The sequence below is a fragment of the Massilia niabensis genome, assembly GCF_042655085.1.
In the GTDB taxonomy this organism is placed as follows: Bacteria; Pseudomonadota; Gammaproteobacteria; order Burkholderiales; family Burkholderiaceae_D; genus Telluria; species Telluria niabensis.
The window spans coordinates 174842-193880 of sequence record NZ_JBHSMU010000013.1; the positions used below are offsets into that span (position 1 = coordinate 174842).

Sequence of the window (19039 nt, forward strand, 5' to 3'; positions counted from 1 at the left end):
GCTCAACGGACTGAAACGCGGGGCGCGGACCCCGGCCGCGCTTACTGCGCCGGGATAAAGACGGGGTTGGCTGGGTGGGCCGCGGGCTGCACGATGCTGTCCGCACGCGGGTGGAATTCACCCTCCGCCTCCGGCTCCGGCTCGTCTTCTTCCGGCATTGGTGCCGCCGGCAGCGCCGCCACGTCGACGTCGATCGTCCGCAACTGCGGCATCTCCGCGAACTCGGCATAGATCCAGTCGTCGTTCTCGCGCAGCATGCCTTCCGGCTCGGGACGCTCGGTTTCCGGGCGCTTGGCCAGCGCCACCTGCATGTAGTCGAGCCAGATGGGCAGTGCCAGCGTGGCGCCGAACTCGCGGCCGCCGAGCGAGCGCGGCTCGTCGTAGCCCATCCAGGCCACCCCGACCACGTTCGCGCCATAGCCGGCGAACCAGCCGTCGACGGCGTCGTTGGTGGTGCCGGTCTTGCCGGCGATGTCGCTGCGGCCCAGGCGCTTGGTCGCAGCCGCGCCGGTGCCGTACCGTGTGACGTCGCGCAGCATCGAGTCCGTGATCCAGGCGTTGCGGGCGTCCAGCACGCGCGCGCTTTCCTGGCGCGGCGTCGGCGGTTCGGCGCGGAACAATACAGTGCCGTCGCCGTCCTCGATCTTCGCGATCAGGTAGGGCTTGACCGCAAAGCCGCCGTTGGCGAACACCGCGTAGGCGCTCGCCATCTGTTCCGGCGTGACGGCGCCGGTGCCGAGCGCCATGGTGAAGTTTTGCGGATGGCGTGCGCCGTCGAAGCCGAACTTGCCCAGGTAGTCGTGGGCGTAGGGGACTTCGATTGCGCGCAGCAGGCGCACGGTCGGCACGTTCTTCGAGTGCGCCAGCGAGTAGCGCATCGTGATCGGGCCGCTGAACACGCCGTCGTCGTTTTGCGGCGACCAGGTGGCGCCGGCGTTCTCGCCTTCCATGTCGAGCGGCGCATCGAGGATCAGGGCGCCCGGCGAATAGCCTTTCGCCACCGCCGCCGAGTACACGAAGGGCTTGATCGCGGAACCCGGCTGGCGCCAGGCCTGGGTGACGTGGTTGAACTTTTGCAGGTTGTAGTCGAAGCCGCCGACCAGTGCCTGGTAGGCGCCGGTGTCGGCGTCGAGCGCCACGAAAGCGGCGGCGACCTGCGGCACTTGCGTGATGCTCCATTCCGCCTTGGCGACGGTTTTGCCATTTTTCGTGATGCGCACGATCGCGCCGGGCGCGATGCGTTGCGATTCCTTCGCCTTGCCCGACAAGCCTGCGGCGGCAAATTTCAGCCCCGCGCCGCTGATCGTGATGCTGTCGTCGTCGAGCGTGGCGACCTTCACCGACTTACTGGAGCTCGACAGCACCATGGCCGGAATCAGGCCGTCGCTCGACGGACGCTTTTGCAGCGCTTCGACGATGGCTTCCTCGCGCTCCGTCTCGTCGCCCGGCAGTTCAATCCGGGCTTCCGGGCCACGGTAGCCGTGGCGCGCGTCGTAGGCCAGCACGTTGCGGCGCACCGAGTCGTAGGCCGCTTCCTGGTCGGCCGACACGATGGTGGTCGTGACCTTGATCCCGCGCGTGTACGACTCTTCGGCGTACTGGGCGAATACCGCCTGGCGCGCCAGCTCCGCCACGTACTGGGCGTGGGTGCCGAATTCCTTCGGGCGTGTGTGCACGCGCATGGTCTCGCCGACCGCCTGCGCGTACTGCGTCTCGTCGATGTGGCCGAGGTCGCGCAGGCGGCGCAGCACCTGTTCCTGGCGCGCCTTGGCGCGCTTCATGTTCACCGCCGGGTTGTTGCGCGACGGGTTTTGCGGCAGCCCGGCCAGCATCGCCGTTTCCGCAATCGTCAGCTCGCCCAGCTTCTTGCCGAAGTAGCTGCGCGCGGCGCTGGCGAAACCGTAGGAGCGCTGGCCGAGGAAAATCTGGTTCATGTAGAGCTCGAGGATCTGGTCCTTGGTCAGCGCGTCCTCGATCTTCTTGGCCAGCAGCACTTCGTTGAACTTGCGCGAGACCGATTTTTCGCGCGACAGGAAGAAGTTGCGCGCCACCTGCATCGTGATGGTCGAGGCGCCGCCGGAGCCGAAGCCGCCGCGCACGTTCGACACCACTGCCCGCGCCGCGCCCATCCAGTCAACACCCTTGTGCTCGTAGAAGCGTGCGTCCTCGATCGCCAGCACGGCGTTTTTCATCATCGGCGGGACCTGCGCGATCGGCACGAAGTCGCGGTGCTCTTCGCCGAATTCGCCGATCAGGACGTTGTCGCTGGTATAGACGCGCAGCGGGATCTTCGGCTTGTAGTCGGTGACGGCATCGATCGAGGGCACATTCGGCAGGATCGCGAACAGGAACCAGACGCCGACTGCGGCAATCGCCAGGACAATACCGGCGACGATGAAAAAGATGAAACCGCCTTGCGGTTTCGGAGGGCTGCGGCGGGGCGTGATCAAGACGATTCTCCTGCTGTGGCCCACGCAAAAAGGCGAGCCGGGCGGGGCATTATAATCCGCTTTTCTTCCCGTCAAGCGTATGCCATAGTCTCGCCTCAGCCACGCTTAAGTTGCCCCGACAGTTGCCCCGACAGGAACCCCGATGCCCTACGATCCGAATCCCGCCGTTGTGAAACCCTACATCCCGGCCAACGCACAGCTGCCCGAGATGACGATCCGAGCCCTGGTGATGGGCGTCGTGCTGGGCATGATCTTCGGCGCCTCCTCGCTCTACCTGGTATTGAAAGTCGGCCTGACGGTGAGCGCCTCGATTCCGGTGGCGGTCATCGCGATCACCCTGTTCGGCGTGTTCAAGAAGATGGGCGGGCGCGAATCGAGCATCCTGGAGAACAGCATCACCCAGACCGCCGGTTCCGCCGGCGAATCGCTGGCCTTCGGCCTTGGCGTCACGATGCCGGCGATCATGATCCTCGGCTTCGACCTGGAAATTTCGCGCGTGATGCTGGTCGGGGTGCTGGGCGGCCTGCTCGGCATCCTGATGATGATCCCGATGCGCCGCACCATGATCGTCGAGCAGCACCGCGAACTGAAATACCCGGAAGGCACGGCCTGCGCCGAAGTGCTGAAGGCTGCCGCCACCGAAACCTCCCGCGCCGCCGCCGGCGAAGTACGCGAAGCCGGATCAAGCGCCGCACGCGACGCCAAACGGCGCGCCGCCATCATCTTCGCCGGTTTCGGCATCGGCCTGCTGTACAAGGTGGCCAACGTGTCGCTCAAGGGCTGGAAGGATGTCGCCAATTTCGAGTTCGGCGCACCCCTGAAAGCCGGGTCGGCCGGTGCGGAAGTGTCGCCGGAGCTGGTCGGCGTCGGCTATATCATCGGCCCGCGCATCGCCTTCACGATGGCGGCGGGCGGCGTGCTGTCCTATCTGATGCTGATCCCGATGATCAAGTTTTTCGGCGAACTGCTGACCGTGCCGGTCTCGCCGGGGACCATGCTCATCAAGGACATGTCGCCCGACGACATCCGCGACGCCTATGTGCTCTACATCGGCGCCGGCGCCGTCGCGGCGGGCGGCCTGATTTCGCTTGTGCGCTCGCTGCCCTCGATCTGGAATGGCCTGAAGGGTGGGCTGGCGGGCATGGGTAAAGGCAAAACTGCAGCGGCGGGCACCACTTCAGTTACTTCTCCTTTGCGCACCGACCAGGACATTCCTTTCAAATGGGTCGCGATCGGCTGCCTGGCGATCATCGCCATCATCACCTTCGCCACGCCCCTGCACATGAACCTGCTGGGCGCCTTGTTGATCCTCGTGTTCGGCTTCCTGTTCGCGACCGTCTCCTCGCGCCTGACCGGCGAGGTCGGCTCTTCCTCGAACCCGATTTCCGGCATGGCCGTGGCCACGCTGCTGTTCACCTGCCTGATCTTCCTCGCGCTCGGCTGGACCGGCGGCCAGTACTACGTGACGGCGCTGTCGGTCGGCGCCATCGTCTGCATCGCGGCCAGCAACGCCGGCACCACCTCGCAGGACCTGAAGACGGGCTTCCTGGTCGGCTCCACCCCGCGCCTGCAGCAGTACGCGATCCTGTGCGGCGCGTTTGCCTCGGCCCTGATCCTCGGGCCGATCCTGCTGAAATTGAACGACGCCGGCACCGTGTATGTGCCGGCCGCCCAGGTGGCGCCGGGGCTGGTGGTCGATGCGTCGAAACTGGTCGAAACCGACCGGCTGCAGGGTCCACAGGCCGAGGGCGACAACAAGACCTATAAGGTGTGGCGCAAGCCGGACACGGTCGGCGGCCCGGCGGGCAAATACCTGGTCGGCGACGATGGCCGCCTGGTTTACCTGGTCGACCCGGGCATCAACGGCAAGTACGACAAGCGCCCGGACGGCACCGAAGTCAAGAAGTACGATGCGCCGAAAGCGGTGCTGATGTCCTACATCATCAAGGGCATCCTCGACCAGCAGCTGCCGTGGAGCCTGGTGCTGTTCGGCGTGATGATCTCGGTCGTACTGGAACTGGCCGGCATCCAGGCGCTGGCGTTCTCGGTGGGCGTCTACCTGCCGCTGGTGTCGACGCTGCCGATCGCCGTCGGCGGCGCGGTGCGCTGGCTGGCCGACCGCCGCAACAACGGGTTGCCGCAGTACGCCAAACTCAACGCCGAGGAACGCACCGCCGCGGGCGACCGCAGCTCGGGCACCTTGCTGGCCTCCGGCTATATCGCCGGCGGCGCCCTGGCCGGCATTGTGATTGCGATCACGGCCGGCGTAATGACCAATTTCGACAGCATGATGGCGAAATGGGCCGAGGGGGCGAATCCCTTCGTGTCGGGGCCGAATGCGGACTTGCTGTCGCTGATTCCCTATGCGGTGATCATCCTGCTGCTGTACTGGGTGGCGCGCGAGAAGGCGGCGGCGCCGAACTAGGGCGGTGTTCACCGGGCAGCCGGGCCGCAGCCGGCCCGGCTGTGCCCGAACGGCACTAAGCGACGGTGATCTCGATTTTCCTTGGCTGTGCATGCTGCGCTTTTGGAATCCGCAGCTTCAATACGCCATTTTTGAGCTCGGCGCTGGTCTGCTCGCCGTCGAGTTCGTTCGACAATGCAAATACCCGGCGATAGCGCTCCAGCCTGACCTCGGCAAAGTTCGACTGCATTTCCTGCGGCATGTCGAGCACAACGCGGCCCTCGATGGTGAGCCGGTCGCGCTCGAGCTGCAGCGACAGGTTTTCCTTGGGTACACCGGGCAGGTCGGCATACAGCGTGATGCCGCCGGTGTCTTCGATGACATCGACTGGCGGCACCAGTGCCGGCTCATCCTGGCCGGCGTCGCCCTGGCCGGAGGCTTCGGCCGGAACATTGCCCGCGCCGGAGGCGGCATTGCTCCCTGCAGCGACAACGCTACCGTCCTGCGCGGCGCCCGTGTCCTGTCCGGTGTCCTGGCCAGTTTGTGTGGCCATATTGCTTTCGTCTCCCATGTTGCTCTCCCTTGATTACTGGACGCTGATGCGGCGACGCTGCGCTTCCTGGCGCCGCTTGACGCTGATATGCAGCAAGCCATCCCGGCACTGGGCCGTGACCCCGTCCGGATCGATGTCGTCGGACAGGCTGATCACCTTGCGGAACCGCCCGGAGAAGCGCTCGTTGACATGCACGTTGTATTGCTCAGCTGCACCGGCGAATTCCGGCTGCCGTTCCCCGGACAAGGTCAGCACACCGCGCTCGAGGTTGACGTCGATGGTATTCGGGTCAATGCCGGGTATGAACGCATACATTTCGATGGATTGTGGCGTGCTGCCGATGTTCATGGTCGGAAAACCGCCGCGTACGAGACCCCGGATGTCGGGCTCCATTCCAAACACCTGCTGCATCTCTCGCTGCAGCCTGTCCATTTGCGAAAACAGGTCGCCGCGTAACATCGATGGAATCATGGCTATCCCTCCTTCTATCGTCTGGCCCAAGAGATTGGACGCGTATGCCCAGCATGGTTCGGGAGGAAGCGGTGTTTATAAACAGTAGGTCTGATGTAAATCATGCATGTTGCGACTGAACCTGGAGGCGACTCAGGCATAAAAAAAGGCAGCCGAAGCTGCCGTTTTTCTGTTGAGGCGAAGAAGCGGTTTACTTCACGCCGTGCATCAGCTTCTGGATCAGCGGTGCCAACAGGAACAGCAGCACGCCGCCCGCCATCAGCGACCAGAAGCCGAAGGTGTAGCCGTCCAGCGCCGAAGCGATCGACATGCCCGACTCGCCCGACACGTGCGACGCGAAGATGCCGGACAGGTTGTTGCCGATACCGGTCGACAGGAACCAGCCGCCCATGCCCAGGCCGACCAGGCGCACCGGGGCGAGCTTGGTGACCATCGACAGGCCGATCGGCGACAGGCACAGCTCACCGACCGACTGGATGAAGTAGACCGTGAACAGGGTCCAGAACGGGATCTTGTTGTCCATGTCCACCAGGCTGCCCAGCGCGAACATCAGCAGGCCGAAGGCGAGGGCGTTGAAGATCAGGCCGAGGCCGAACTTGCGCGGGATCGACGGGTTGGCGTTGCGGCGGCCCAGCATCACCCAGATGGCGGCGATGATCGGTGCGAACAGGATGATGGCGACCGAGTTCACGCTCTGGAACCAGGCGACCGGGAAGATCCAGCCGTTCAGGTCGCGGTCGACGATCTGGTCGGCCAGGAAGGTGAACGAGCTGCCTGCCTGCTCGAAGAACATCCAGAACAGGATGTTGAAGGCGAAGATGATCATCATGGCGATGGTCTTGTCGCGCGCGACCTTGCCGTTGCGGATACCTTCGATCATCAGCATTGCCGCCAGGGCGACGAACAGCACGGTCAGGATGACCTGCAGGGTGCCGGCGCCCAGTTTCAGCAGCAGGTACACGCCCGGGATCACCACGATGCTGCCGAGGATGACGGCGATCGAGCGGCCGCGGCCCTGGGCCTGCGGCTCGGGGGCGCCAATGCCGGCCAGGGTCTTGCGGCCGATGTAGAACCACACCAGGCTGATCAGCATGCCGATGCCGGACACGAAGAACACGACCTTGTAGGCCGGAGTCGTGCCGTCGCCGAATTCCTGGGCCAGGATCTGGGTCAGGATCGGAGCGATGAACGCGCCGGCATTGATGCCCATGTAGAAGATGGTGAAGCCCGAATCGCGGCGGGTGTCGTTCAGCGCATACAGCTTGCCGACCATGGTCGAGATGTTCGGCTTGAACATGCCGTTGCCGACGATGATGGTGGCCAGGCCGAGCTTGAAGATGTCCTGGTCGGGCAGGGTAATCATGAACAGGCCGGCCGCCATGAAGACGGCGCCGATCAGGATCGAGCGCTGGTAGCCGATGACGCGGTCGGCGATCAGGCCGCCGAAGACGGCGCCGGCATACACCAGCGCAAGGTAGGACCCGTAGGTCAGGTTGGCGTCGGCCTGGCCGACGGCGGCGCCGCCGTAGAACTGGGCGACGATGTAGAGCACGAGGGCCCAACGGATACCGTAGAAAGCGAAGCGCTCCCAGAATTCCGTCATGAACAGCATCCACAGCGGTGCCGGGTGGCCCATGATCTGCTTGAATTCTGGAATGGCAACTTCTTTGCCAGGTGTTACAGCTGCACCGCTCATGCGGGTCCTCCCGAAATGGTGTTTTGAGAATAACTGTTTTGATGGAACGCAGGTTTTGCCCGAATTTCCAGTTGGGACGCATTTTAGTGGAAATTGCTAACTGCAAGAAAATTTTTTGCCAATGTGCTAGACATTGCGCGCAGTGGTGGTCTGTAGTTGCTTTGTGGTTCTTGCGCATCCGGGCAAGCATGTCCCTGCCACTTGTCGTATATTGGTGAAACAGCCAGTTTCGTTGCCGGGCGCTACCTCGCCCCGGCGCACTAGAAGAAAGGGAATCCCCGCATGAACTATGAAGTCGTCGATACGCTCATTTCCCCGGAAGGCCGGCTTGAAGTATTGTCGAAGGCCGAAGTGGCCAAACTCCTCGACACCAGCAAAGGTGGCCTGTACAACATTTTCCGCAAGTGCGCGCTCGCCGTGCTCAACTGCGGCAGCTCGATCGACGATGGCAAGGAACTGCTCGAGCGCTACAGCAGTTTCGACATCAAGGTGATCCAGCGCGAACGCGGCATCAAACTCGACATCCGCGGCGCGCCCGCGATGGCTTTCGTCGACGGCAAGATGATCAAGGGCATCCACGAACACCTGTTCGCCGTGCTGCGCGACATCGTCTACGTCCACTTCGAAGTCACCGAGAACCCGAAATTCAACCTCGCGAGCCCGGAAGACATCACGGACGCGGTGTTCCACATCCTGCGCAACGCCAACGTGCTGCAGCCGCAGCGCAACCCGAACTTGGTCGTCTGCTGGGGCGGGCACTCGATCAACCGCATCGAGTACAACTATTCGAAAGAAGTCGGCTACGCGCTCGGCCTGCGTGAACTCGACATCTGCACCGGCTGCGGCCCGGGTGCGATGAAGGGGCCGATGAAGGGCGCCGCGATCGGCCACTCGAAGCAGCGCCGCGACGGCGGGCGTTACCTCGGCATCTCCGAGCCGGGCATTATCGCCGCCGAATCGCCGAACCCGATCGTCAACGACCTGGTCATCATGCCGGACATCGAAAAGCGCCTCGAGGCCTTCGTGCGTACCGGTCACGGCATCTGCGTGTTCCCGGGCGGCGCCGGCACCGCCGAAGAGATCCTGTATATCCTCGGCATCCTGCTCCATCCGGACAACGCCGAGATGCCGTTCCCGCTGATCTTCACCGGCCCGGCCACGGCGAGCGAATACTTTGAGCAGATCGACGGTTTCATCGCCCAGACCCTGGGACCGCGCGCGCAGGCGCGCTACAAGGTCATCATCGACGACCCGGACGCGGTCGCCAAAGAGATGCAGGCCGGGATCAAGCAGGTGCGCGAATTCCGCAAGGCGCGCAGCGATGCCTACTACTTCAACTGGCTGCTCCGGATCGACCCGGAATTCCAGAAGCCGTTCAAGCCGACCCACGAAAACGTGCGCAACCTGAAGCTGCACAAGAACCAGGACACGCACCTGCTGGCAGCGAACCTGCGCCGCGCATTTTCGGCCGTGGTGGCCGGGAACGTGAAGGAAGAGGGCATCCGCGCGATCGAGGAATTCGGCAAGTACGAGATCCAGGGCGAAAGCGAGATCATGGGCCCGATGGACGCGCTGCTGGCGTCGTTCGTCGAGCAGAGCCGGATGAAGTTGCCGGGCAAGGCGTATGTGCCTTGTTATACGATCGTGAAATAAGACAGGCATGGACAAAAAAACGGGGCGCCTTATTGTTAATTTGGGCGCCCCGTTTTTTTAGTCTTCTTTCCGCAAGTGCGGGAACAGCAGCACGTCGCGAATGTTCGGCGAGTCCGTCAGGATCATGATCAAACGGTCGATGCCGATGCCGCAGCCGCCGGCCGGCGGCATGCCGTATTCCAGCGCGCGGATATAGTCGGCGTCGTAGTACATCGCCTCCTCGTCGCCCGCGTCCTTGGCTTCGACCTGCGACAGGAAACGCGCCGCCTGGTCTTCCGGATCGTTCAGCTCCGAGAAGCCGTTGGCGATTTCGCGGCCCACCATGAACAGCTCGAAGCGCTCGGTGATGCCGGCACGGGTGTCCGATGCGCGCGCCAGCGGCGACACTTCTACGGGATAGTCGATGATATAGGTCGGTTCCCACAGTTGCGACTCGGCCGTCTCTTCGAACAGCGCCAGTTGCAGCGCGCCCAGGCCGGCGGTGGCGAACGGCTTCACGCCGAACTTCTTCAGTTCAGCCTTGATGAATTCCGCATCCTCCAGCTGCTCAGGGGTGTAACCCGGCGCATACTTGTTGATGGCGTCGACGATGGTCAGGCGCTGGAAGGGCTTCGACAGGTCTAGCTCGCGCCCACCGTACGACAGCACGGCCGTGCCCTGGGCGTCGACCGCCGCCTGGCGAATGATCGCCTCGGTGAAGTCCATCAGCCAGGTGTAGTTCGTGTAGGCCGCGTAGAACTCCATCATCGTGAATTCAGGGTTGTGACGGATCGACACGCCCTCGTTGCGGAAGTTGCGGTTCACTTCGAACACGCGATCGAAGCCGCCGACCACCAGGCGTTTCAGGTACAGCTCGGGCGCGATACGCAGGAACATCTGCATGTCGAGCGCGTTGTGGTGGGTGGTGAACGGTTTCGCAGCGGCGCCGCCCGGGATCGGGTGCAGCATCGGCGTTTCGACTTCCATGAAGTCGTTCTTTTCCATGAAGCGGCGCATCGACGACAGGGCGGCAGTACGCGCCTTGAAGGTGCGGCGCGTCTCTTCGTTCATGATCAGGTCGACGTAACGCTGGCGGTATTTCGTTTCCTGGTCGGCCAGGCCGTGGAACTTGTCCGGCAGCGGGCGCAGCGACTTGGTGATCAGGCGCAGCGTGGTGACCTTGATGGTCAGCTCGTCGACCTTGGTCTTGAACAGGGTGCCTTCGACGCCCAGGATGTCGCCCAGGTCGTACGTGCGGAAGTCTTCCATCGCTTGCGCGCCGGTCGCGTCGAGCGTGACGTAGATCTGGATGCGGCCGTCGGCGCGTACGCCCGAAGCGTCCTGCAGGGTCGCAAAAGCGGCCTTCTTGCCGGCTTCGCGCTTGAGCATCATGCGGCCGGCCAGCACCACGGGGATGGCTTTTTCTTCCAGCTCTTCGCGGGTCAGGGCGCCAAACTGCTCGATCAGCTCGGCAGCCTTGTGCTGCGGCTTGAAGTCGTTCGGAAAGGCGACGCCTTTTTCGCGGATCGCGGCCAGCTTGGCGCGACGCTCGGTCATGATCTTGTTTTCGTCGGCCGCCGCAGTTGCAGTTGCCACTGCCGGCGCCGACGTGTTCTCTTGGTTTTCCGTAGTCATGGTGAATCCAGTTTTTTTGATTTGATCAGGCGAACAGTGCGTCCAGCGACAACTCCGAGAAATCGGAGACGATGGCGATCACGTTGTCGAATTCGGCAAAGGCCTCGGCGGGCAGGGTGGTCGTGATGACTACGGTGCGCATGCCGGCGCGGCGCGCTGCTTCCACGCCCAGCGGCGCGTCTTCGAACACGATGCAATCCCCAGGCGCGGCGCCGCAGCGGCGCGCCGCTTCCATGAATACGTCCGGATGCGGCTTGCCGCGCGCAACATCGGTGGCGCCGACGACGGTGTCGAAATGGTGGCGCAGGTCGAGGCCGCCCAGGGTGAACTCGACGTTCGCCGGCGGCGCGGCGGTGCCGACCGCCAGCGCGATGCCCTGGGTGCGCGCATCGGCGATCAGGTCCTCGAAGCCGGCGACGCTTTTCAGGTGCGGCGCATACAGCTCGCGGTAGACCGCTTCCTTTTCGTGGTTGAGCACGGCGACTTCGTCGTCAGCCAGGTGCTCGCCCATGTGCGAACGGATGATCTCCTTGCCCTGGCGGCCGGCCGTCGTGCGGAAGAATTCGTCCGCATCGATGTCGCGCCCGCGCCGCTCGAAGAAGGTGACCCACGACTGCGTGTGGAAGGCCATGTTGTCGACGATGGTACCGTCCATGTCGAAGATCAGTGCGCGTTTAGCCGGGTTCAAAAACTGCGTCATGCCACGCCCTGCTTCAGGGAGGCCGAAATGAACTCGTCCAGGTCGCCATCGAGCACGTTCTTGGTGTTGCCGGTCTCGAAGCCGGTACGCAAGTCCTTGATGCGCGACTGGTCGAGCACGTACGAGCGGATCTGGTGGCCCCAGCCGACGTCGGTCTTCGAGTCTTCCAGCTTCTGCTGCTCGCTCATGCGCTTGCGCATTTCCAGCTCGAACAGCTTCGCGCGCAGCATGTCGAAGGCCTCGGCCTTGTTGCGGTGCTGCGAACGGTCGTTCTGGCACTGCACGACGATGCCCGACGGCGCGTGCGTCAGGCGCACCGCGGAGTCGGTCTTGTTGATGTGCTGGCCGCCCGCGCCGGATGCGCGGTAGGTGTCGATGCGCACGTCGGCCGGGTTGATCTCGACCTCAAAGGACTCGTCCACTTCCGGGTACACGAACAGCGAGGTGAACGAGGTGTGGCGGCCGTTGGCCGAGTCGAACGGCGACTTGCGCACGAGGCGGTGCACGCCGGTTTCGGTGCGCAGGTGGCCATAGGCGTACTCGCCCTCGACCTTGATGGTCGCGGTCTTGATGCCGGCGACCTCGCCGTCGGACTGCTCCAGGATTTCGGCCTTGAAGCCCTTGCGTTCGCAATAGCGCAGGTACTGGCGCAGCAGCATCGAGGCCCAGTCCTGGGCTTCGGTGCCGCCGGCGCCGGCCTGGATGTCGATGAAGCAGCTGGCGTGGTCCATCGGGTTGCTGAACATGCGGCGAAATTCCATGCCCTCGATGACGGCCTTGATGCCCTCGAGGTCGGCGGCGACCGCTTCCATCGTGTCCTCGTCGCCTTCTTCGCGGCCCATCTCGAACAGGTCGGCGGCGTCCGCGAGGTCGGCTTTCGCTTTCTCGAGCGTCAGCACGACGCCTTCCAGCGCTTTTTTCTCTTTACCGAGATCCAGCGCCCGTTTCTGGACGTTCCAGACGGTCGGATCTTCGAGTTCTTCGTTGACCTGCTCTAGTTTCTCTGACTTCCGATCGAAGTCAAAGATACCTCCGAAGTTCGGCCTCACGACCGGTCAGGTCGTTCAGCAGGGCGGAGATGGCGTTGATGCGTTCAGCTTCCATGATCTTGGCATTTTGAGTGAGTTGAATCGAACCTTCGATTATACCCCAGTCGCCCAAAGCTTCTTGCCCCCGTTCCGGCCGCTGCCGTATCATCGCGCGGTTCCCATCCCGAGATCCCGCATGCGCCCTTCATTCCCTTGCCAGCTTGGCATCGTCCTCATCGCCCTCGGCGCGCCTGCGCTTGCCGCCCCTTCCGCACCGAAGGGCGCGAGCGCCGTGCTGGCCGTGCTCGAAACCACCGACCTGCATTCGAACGTGGTCGGCTACGACTATTTCAAGCTGGCCCCCGAGCCATCGATCGGCCTGGACCGCACGGCCAGCCTGATCGCCCAGGCGCGCGCCGAATTTCCAAATACGGTCCTCTTCGACAATGGCGACACCATCCAGGGCAATGCGCTGGCCGACTATCAGGCGCTCGTGAAGCCGCTGCGCTGCGACCAGACGCTCGGCATCTACAAGGTGATGAACGCGCTCAAGTACGACGGCTCCTCGATCGGTAACCATGAGTTCAACTACGGCCTCGCATTCCTGAGCCAGGTGACGGGGCGGCGTTTGCAGGTTGCCGGCGTAGACCAACCCCGGCGTTGCGCCGGGCCGGCCTTCCCGCAGGTGCTGGCCAACGTCTACAGCGTCAAGACCAAAAAGCCGCTGTTCGAGCCCTACCGCATCATCGAAAAGCGGGTCACGGCGCAGGATGCGAACGGCCGCCCGGTCACGGCGACGGTCAGGGTAGGCATCATCGGTTTCACGCCGCCGGCCATCATGTCCTGGGACAAGCGCCACCTGGAGGGCAAGCTGACCACGACGGGTGTGGTGGAAGCGGCACGCAAGTACGTGCCCGAGATGCGGCGCAAGGGCGCCGATATCGTGGTCGCGATCTCGCACGGGGGCCTGGACGCCAGCCCCTACACGGCGCAGATGGAAAACGCGAACTGGTACCTGGCGCAAGTGCCGGGTGTCGATGCGATGCTGCTCGGGCACTCGCACCAGCTGTTCCCGAACGCCGCCAGCACTGCGCCGCAGTTCGCCTTGCCCGGCGTGGACAAGGCGAAGGGCCTGGTGCATGGCGTGCCGACCGTAATGGCCAACCTGTGGGGCAAGCACCTGGGCCTCATCGCGCTGCATCTGCGCGCGGACGGGCGCCGCTGGCGCATCGACAAGGACAAGACGGTGGTCGAGGCGCGCAGTGCGCAGAACGTGGACAAGAGTTTCGTGGCCGCCGACCCGAAGGTGCTGGACCTCATCCGCGAAGAGCACGAGGCGACGATCCGGTATGTGAAGACCCCGGTCGGCAGCAGCGACTTTCGCATGACGACCTATTTTGCCGACGTGGGCGATACCTCTGCCATCGCGGTGGTCAACGCCGCGCAAACACGCTATGTGAAAAAATACGTGGAGGCCAATCTGCCGCAGTACGCGAAGCTCCCGGTGCTGTCGATGTCGGCGCCGTTCAAGAGCGGCTCGGCCGGCGCCTTCGACTTCACCGATGTCCCGGCCGGCAAGCTGGCGCTGAACAACGCGGCCGACCTCTACCTGTATCCGAACGCGCTGTATGCGGTGAAGGTCGACGGCGCGGACCTGAAGGCCTGGCTGGAGACCTCGGCGCGGCGCTTCAACACCATCGACCCGGCGAAAACCGAACCGCAGGAGCTGGTCAACCCGACGGTCCCGAGCTACAACTTCGATACCCTGACGTCCACCGAGATCAGCTACGAGATCGACGTCACCCAGCCGCCGGGTCAGCGCATCCGCGGGCTTGCCCTGCGCGGGGTGCCGGTGACGCCGCAGCAGGAATTCATCGTCGCGACGAACAACTACCGTGCCAGCGGCGGCGGCAACTTCCCCGGGCTCGACGGCAGCAAGACCGTGCTCGCCTCGCCGGACACCAGCCGCGACGTGCTGATCGGGTATATCCGCGACGTGAAGAAGCTCACGCGCAGCGAGCATGGCGCGGTGCGCAGCTGGCGCTTCGCGAAGGTGGCAACCAAGGGGCGGGTGGTCTTCCATTCGGCACCCGGCATGCTGGACCTGGCGCACCAGGCGGGGCTGGACAATGTCAGCCTGCTGCGTGCAGACGATGGCCTCGGCAAGGGGTTTGCGCTGTACGCGGTCGACCTGTCGAAATGATGCGGGCGGTGCTGTTGCTGGTGGCGGCCCTCCTGGGCGGGCCGGTTGCGGCCCAGCCGCAGCTCGATGCCAGGGAGGCCTACCGGTTGGGGCTGATGCACCGCAATGGGGCGGGTGTGCCGAAGGACGCAGTGCTTGCCGCTTCCTTGATCGGGATTGCGGCGCAGGGGCAGGTGCCGGCGGCGATGTTTACGCTGTCGAACTTGCTGGCTGCGGGGGAGGGCGTGGCGCGCGACGCGCTTGCTGCGCGGCGCTGGCTGGAAACGGCTGCGGCGCTGGGTTATCCGGCGGCGCTGCAGCAACTGGCCTTGACGGAGCCGGATCCGCGCAAGGCAGAGCTGCTGATGCGACAGGCGGGGCATGCGCTGCAGCACACGGTGCCAGGCCAGTAAAGCGTGAGCTTGACCCGTAGGGTCTGTGCGTCGCTATCGACGGGTTCGGAGCATGGATGCCGCTTACCCGCCCTAGGCAGGCGTCGACATCTCATCCGCCGCAATCGCCGCCAGATCCACCAGCGCCTGCAGCTCGGCCGCACGCAGCTTGCGCGGCTCGCGGTCGATCACGCACAGGGTACCCATGGCCATGCCCGAGCTGTCGCGCAGCGGCACGCCCGCGTAGAAACGGATGTGTGGGTCGGCCAGCACCAGCGGATTGCCGGAGAAGCGGGCGTCGGCCATCGCGTCTTCGACGACGAAAGGCGCATCGTTCAGGATCGCGTGCGAGCAGAAGGCCCATTCGCGCGGCGTCTGCTGGGCTGCCAGGCCGATGCGCGCCTTGAACCACTGACGCTTCGAGGTCAGCAGCGAAATGAGCGCGATCGGCGAATCGGTCACCATCGAGGCGAGGCGCACGATCCGGTCGAAGCGTTCTTCCCCCGGACTGTCGACCATGTTCGAGGCCGCCAGGGCGGCCAGGCGCTGCGCCTCGTTCGCCGGCGAAGGGTAGGACGCATCGGCCAGTGGCAGGTATTCGGGATCCGTGGGCGTCGGCGGCGCGCGCCGCTCGTCGCCCCCGGCCTGTCCGCTCACCTTGTTCATCAAGGCACGAATGTGGCTCTGACGCGTGCGGCGATGGCCACCCGGCGTTTTCCACGACTCGATGGCGCCGCTTTCCATCCAGAGCTGGACCGTACTGGTCGCCACGCCAAGCATGCGCGCGGCCTCGCTCGTGGTCAGGATCGGGTCCTCTTCTATGAAATTGCTGTTCATCAATATTCCTACGGTTTCTCGGAGTATAGCTGATTTGATGAATGTAACTAAAACTCGATGCTTACGGACAGAAAGTCATGTGAATATCGGCGAATGGCTCAATTTTAATTGCAATCTATAAAGAGTATTCCGTGTTTAGTTAGCGATTTTGTCAAATATTGCTATTAGTCATGTTCCATATTAAAGAGCAGTCCCGGACAGGCCGGGGTTGCCGACTCGATCAGGCGCCCGCCAGCGCCAGGCGCGTGGCCGCGGCCTGGCTGGTTGCCGCTTGCCGCGTGCCGCCGGCGCGCGCCGCCGCGTTCACGTCGTCGAGCTTGAAGGTGCTGACCACCTCGGCCAGGCGCTCGGCCTGCTCCTGCATCGATTCGGCGGCGGCTGCCGCTTCCTCGACCAACGCGGCGTTCTGCTGCGTGACCCGGTCCATGTCGACGATGGCGCTGTTGACCTGCTCGATGCCGGCGCTCTGTTCCTCGCTGGCGTTGGCGATGTCGGCCATGATGGTGGTGACGTGCTCGATGCTGCGCACGATCTCGTTCATGGTGGCGCCCGCGCGGTCGACCTGCTTCGCGCCGGCGGCGACGTTGTTCACCGAGTCGTCGATGAGCGTCTTGATTTCCTTCGCCGCGGCGGCCGAGCGCTGCGCCAGGTTGCGCACTTCGCCGGCGACGACCGCAAAGCCGCGGCCCTGTTCGCCCGCGCGCGCCGCTTCCACGGCAGCGTTCAGCGCCAGGATGTTGGTCTGGAAGGCGATGCCGTCGATGACGCTGATGATGTCGACAATCTTGCGCGAGGAGTCGTTGATCGAGCCCATCGTGGTGACGACTTCGGCGACCACCGCGCCGCCCTGGCCGGCAATGGCGGCGGCGCTCTGCGCCAGCCGGTTCGCTTCGCGCGCATTGTCGGCGTTCTGGCGGACGGTCGAGGTCAGTTCTTCCATCGAGGAGGCGGTTTCTTCGAGCGAGCCGGCCTGCTGCTCGGTACGGACGGACAAATCCGCGTTGCCGCTGGCGATTTCGTTGGCCGCCATGCCGATCGAGCCGGTCCCTGTGCGTACGTGGCCGACGATTCCGGCCAGCGCCTGCGTCATGCTGGCCAGCGCGCGCAGCAGGTCGCCAGTTTCGTCGCGCGACTCTTGCGCCGCGCGGCTGGTGAGGTCGCCGCGCGCCACGCGCTGGGCGAAGCCGACGGCCTGGCGCAGCGGCACGGTGATCGAGCGGGTGATGAACCAGGCGCAGGCAACGCCCAGCAGCAGGGCGACGACGCCCAGGCTGATCAGGAGCGCGCGGGTATCGTCGTAAGAGGCGAGGATGCCGGCGGCGACGCCATCGGCGGCCTCGATCTGCATCGCGGCCAGCTTGTTCATCTCGGCCAGGAAAACGGTGCTGTTCGGCAGCAACTGCTCGTTGTAGATCCTTTCGACGCCTTCGACGTCGCCTTCATTCTTGGCCTTGAACAGCGCCGCGCGGGCAGCCAGGTACGGATCGCGTCTGGCTTTGACGACCTTGAACTGCTCCACCACGGCCGGGTTGCGCAGCGAGGCCTCGATGGCGTTCTGCAGTTCGGTCGAACGGGCTGAAATCTGCTTCATGCGGGCTTCAACAGTCTGGATGACCGCGGTGTCGGACGAGACATACACCGTCTGGAGCATGGCACTGTTCACCTCGACCAGCTTGCCCCACTCGGCGACGTTGCGCTGGTTCTTGATGCTGGTATCGACCAGGCGGTGCGTCAGGTCGCCGGCGGCCTGCATGCGCACGATCGCGGTGACGGTCACGGCCAGCAGCAGCGCCAGGACGATGGAAAATCCGATGCCGAGGCGGGCACCGATCTTGAGGTTCTTCACGTGGGTTTCCTTCCGGGTGGCGGGGCGGCGCCTCGCACTTGACTAGGGATGCGCCTGGGTGACAGTCACGGCGGCAGCGATACCCGGAGTATAGCAGCGGGGAGACTTAAAAAAATGCCATGCGGCAAATATGCAACATTCATGCGTTATGAATCTTGCAATGCCCGCCCACCAGCGGAAGAGGACTGCTTCAGTGCAGCTGTTTCTTCTCCGGCTGCACCAGGATGAACGGGTGCACCACCGAGGCCCACAGGGCGATGTCGCCGACGGCCCAGGTCTCGGCTTGCAGGTCCGACACCTTCGCCACCTTGCCCTCGCGCATCCAGCGCGCGATGCTCTCCTTGTCGTCGTGCGAAATGCGCATGGCGACATCGATCAGGTCGAGCTCTTCGCTGACATAGATCACGTTGCCTTGCGCGAAGTGGCGCTCCAGCTCATCCCAGCGGATACGGCCGGTTTCGCGGTTGATCTTGTCGTGCAGTTCGGTGTCGTTCTCGGGCTTCGTTTTCATGCTTTTTCAATGTGGTTCAGATGAGGTCGACCGTCGGGACGGGCGAACCCGCCCATGTTAACCGATAGGCCGGACCCTTGCGCACGTTACCTACCAGCGCCGGGCGGAAGCAGGCGAGGTTGGTGCCCTCGGGCCGCCGCACGCTCGGGTAGATGATGCCCATCGAGCCGGCCTCCAGCAGCTCGGCCGCCAGCGACTGGGACGCCACATAGCTGCCCGGATCGAGGCATTTGGCGAGCCCGCGCACGCCGCGGATGTCATGGAAGCTGCCGTTGAAGTCGGCCAGCATCGTCTGGTAGGTGACGCTGTCGTCGAAGCGCTTGATTTCCTGGTATTCGACCGCCTTGTGGAAGCACACCTCGGCCAGTGCCGTCTCGGCCTCGAAAGCGCAATACCAGGCGCCGCGCTCGCCGTCGTTGAAGCGGCTGCCTTCCGGACGCGCATAGGTGTAGGCGGCATTGATGATCCGGAACTGCGGGACACCGAAGACGAGTTCGTCCATGCCGATGCCGGGCAGCAGGTCTGCCTCGCCGCGCAGGCGCTCGTTGGTGGCGTTATCGAGGTCGAACAGGTCGCGCAGGGTGGCGTCGTCGTCGGCCAGGGGTGCCAGCACCGAATCCTCGAGGTCGGCGAAGCGCGACGGGATCAGGCGGCAGGTGTCGAACTGGCGCAGGCTGGTGAGTTTTGGAGCGGCCGGCAAGG

15 protein-coding genes are annotated in these 19039 nt (G+C 64.2%); 4 read left to right on the forward strand and 11 right to left on the reverse strand.

Features of this window, described 5'->3' with window-relative positions; all coding sequences use genetic code 11:
* Positions 1–41: 41 nt before the first annotated feature.
* Positions 42–2450, reverse strand: a complete 2409-nt coding sequence (locus ACFPN5_RS12685) for a penicillin-binding protein 1A (protein WP_379783730.1) — start codon at positions 2448–2450, stop codon at positions 42–44.
* A 142-nt stretch (positions 2451–2592) separates the two neighbouring features.
* Here ACFPN5_RS12685 and ACFPN5_RS12690 point away from each other — a divergent pair, with 142 nt between their 5' ends.
* Positions 2593–4875 (forward strand): OPT family oligopeptide transporter, encoded by a 2283-nt coding sequence (locus ACFPN5_RS12690; protein ID WP_379783732.1) that lies wholly within the window; start codon positions 2593–2595, stop codon positions 4873–4875.
* 55 nt (positions 4876–4930) lie between these two features.
* Here ACFPN5_RS12690 and ACFPN5_RS12695 read toward each other — a convergent pair whose 3' ends face one another.
* The 3 genes from ACFPN5_RS12695 to ACFPN5_RS12705 all read right to left on the reverse strand — a co-directional run bounded on the left by ACFPN5_RS12695 (position 4931) and on the right by ACFPN5_RS12705 (position 7574).
* Positions 4931–5407, reverse strand: a complete 477-nt coding sequence (locus ACFPN5_RS12695) for an Hsp20/alpha crystallin family protein (RefSeq protein ID WP_379783734.1) — start codon at positions 5405–5407, stop codon at positions 4931–4933.
* Between the two features lie 33 nt (positions 5408–5440).
* Entirely contained in the window at positions 5441–5878 is a 438-nt protein-coding gene (locus ACFPN5_RS12700; protein ID WP_379783736.1) for an Hsp20/alpha crystallin family protein, read from the reverse strand.
* Between the two features lie 190 nt (positions 5879–6068).
* Complete coding sequence (locus tag ACFPN5_RS12705; RefSeq protein WP_379783738.1) at positions 6069–7574, reverse strand: peptide MFS transporter; 1506 nt, start codon at positions 7572–7574, stop codon at positions 6069–6071.
* Positions 7575–7856: 282 nt separating this feature from the next.
* Between ACFPN5_RS12705 and ppnN the strand changes: the two genes are divergently transcribed.
* Positions 7857–9227 (forward strand): nucleotide 5'-monophosphate nucleosidase PpnN, encoded by a 1371-nt coding sequence (gene ppnN, locus ACFPN5_RS12710; RefSeq protein ID WP_379783740.1) that lies wholly within the window; start codon positions 7857–7859, stop codon positions 9225–9227.
* Positions 9228–9284: 57 nt separating this feature from the next.
* On the opposite strand, the gene lysS is transcribed toward ppnN, so the two are convergent.
* From lysS to prfB, 3 genes are all read right to left on the reverse strand, one after another.
* The gene (lysS, locus tag ACFPN5_RS12715) at positions 9285–10841 is read right to left on the reverse strand and encodes a lysine--tRNA ligase (protein WP_379783742.1); all 1557 of its coding nucleotides are present in this window, start codon (positions 10839–10841) and stop codon (positions 9285–9287) included.
* 25 nt (positions 10842–10866) lie between these two features.
* Positions 10867–11541, reverse strand: a complete 675-nt coding sequence (locus ACFPN5_RS12720; RefSeq protein ID WP_379783744.1) for an HAD family hydrolase — start codon at positions 11539–11541, stop codon at positions 10867–10869.
* Positions 11538–12645, reverse strand: a protein-coding gene (gene prfB / locus ACFPN5_RS12725) for a peptide chain release factor 2 (protein ID WP_379783746.1) whose coding sequence is annotated in 2 segments (ribosomal slippage) — positions 11538–12563 and positions 12565–12645 — 1107 coding nt in all. Because the reading frame shifts where the segments join, the coding sequence is not laid out codon by codon here. The genes ACFPN5_RS12720 and prfB overlap by 4 nt, the downstream gene beginning before the upstream one ends.
* A gap of 120 nt (positions 12646–12765) precedes the next feature.
* Between prfB and ACFPN5_RS12730 the strand changes: the two genes are divergently transcribed.
* Positions 12766–14772, forward strand: coding sequence for a bifunctional 2',3'-cyclic-nucleotide 2'-phosphodiesterase/3'-nucleotidase (locus tag ACFPN5_RS12730; protein WP_379783748.1), 2007 nt, complete (start codon positions 12766–12768; stop codon positions 14770–14772).
* Complete coding sequence (locus tag ACFPN5_RS12735) at positions 14769–15164, forward strand: tetratricopeptide repeat protein (RefSeq protein WP_379783750.1); 396 nt, start codon at positions 14769–14771, stop codon at positions 15162–15164. The genes ACFPN5_RS12730 and ACFPN5_RS12735 overlap by 4 nt, the downstream gene beginning before the upstream one ends.
* Before the next feature lie 72 nt (positions 15165–15236).
* Here ACFPN5_RS12735 and ACFPN5_RS12740 read toward each other — a convergent pair whose 3' ends face one another.
* From ACFPN5_RS12740 to ACFPN5_RS12755, 4 genes are all read right to left on the reverse strand, one after another.
* The gene (locus ACFPN5_RS12740) at positions 15237–15980 is read right to left on the reverse strand and encodes a GAF domain-containing protein (protein WP_379783752.1); all 744 of its coding nucleotides are present in this window, start codon (positions 15978–15980) and stop codon (positions 15237–15239) included.
* Between the two features lie 220 nt (positions 15981–16200).
* Complete coding sequence (locus tag ACFPN5_RS12745; RefSeq protein ID WP_379783754.1) at positions 16201–17826, reverse strand: methyl-accepting chemotaxis protein; 1626 nt, start codon at positions 17824–17826, stop codon at positions 16201–16203.
* Between the two features lie 190 nt (positions 17827–18016).
* Positions 18017–18337: a DUF2288 domain-containing protein gene (locus ACFPN5_RS12750; RefSeq protein ID WP_379783756.1), complete on the reverse strand. Its 321-nt coding sequence runs from the start codon at positions 18335–18337 to the stop codon at positions 18017–18019.
* Positions 18338–18353: 16 nt separating this feature from the next.
* Positions 18354–19037, reverse strand: a complete 684-nt coding sequence (locus tag ACFPN5_RS12755) for an RES family NAD+ phosphorylase (protein WP_379783758.1) — start codon at positions 19035–19037, stop codon at positions 18354–18356.
* Positions 19038–19039 lie beyond the last annotated feature (2 nt).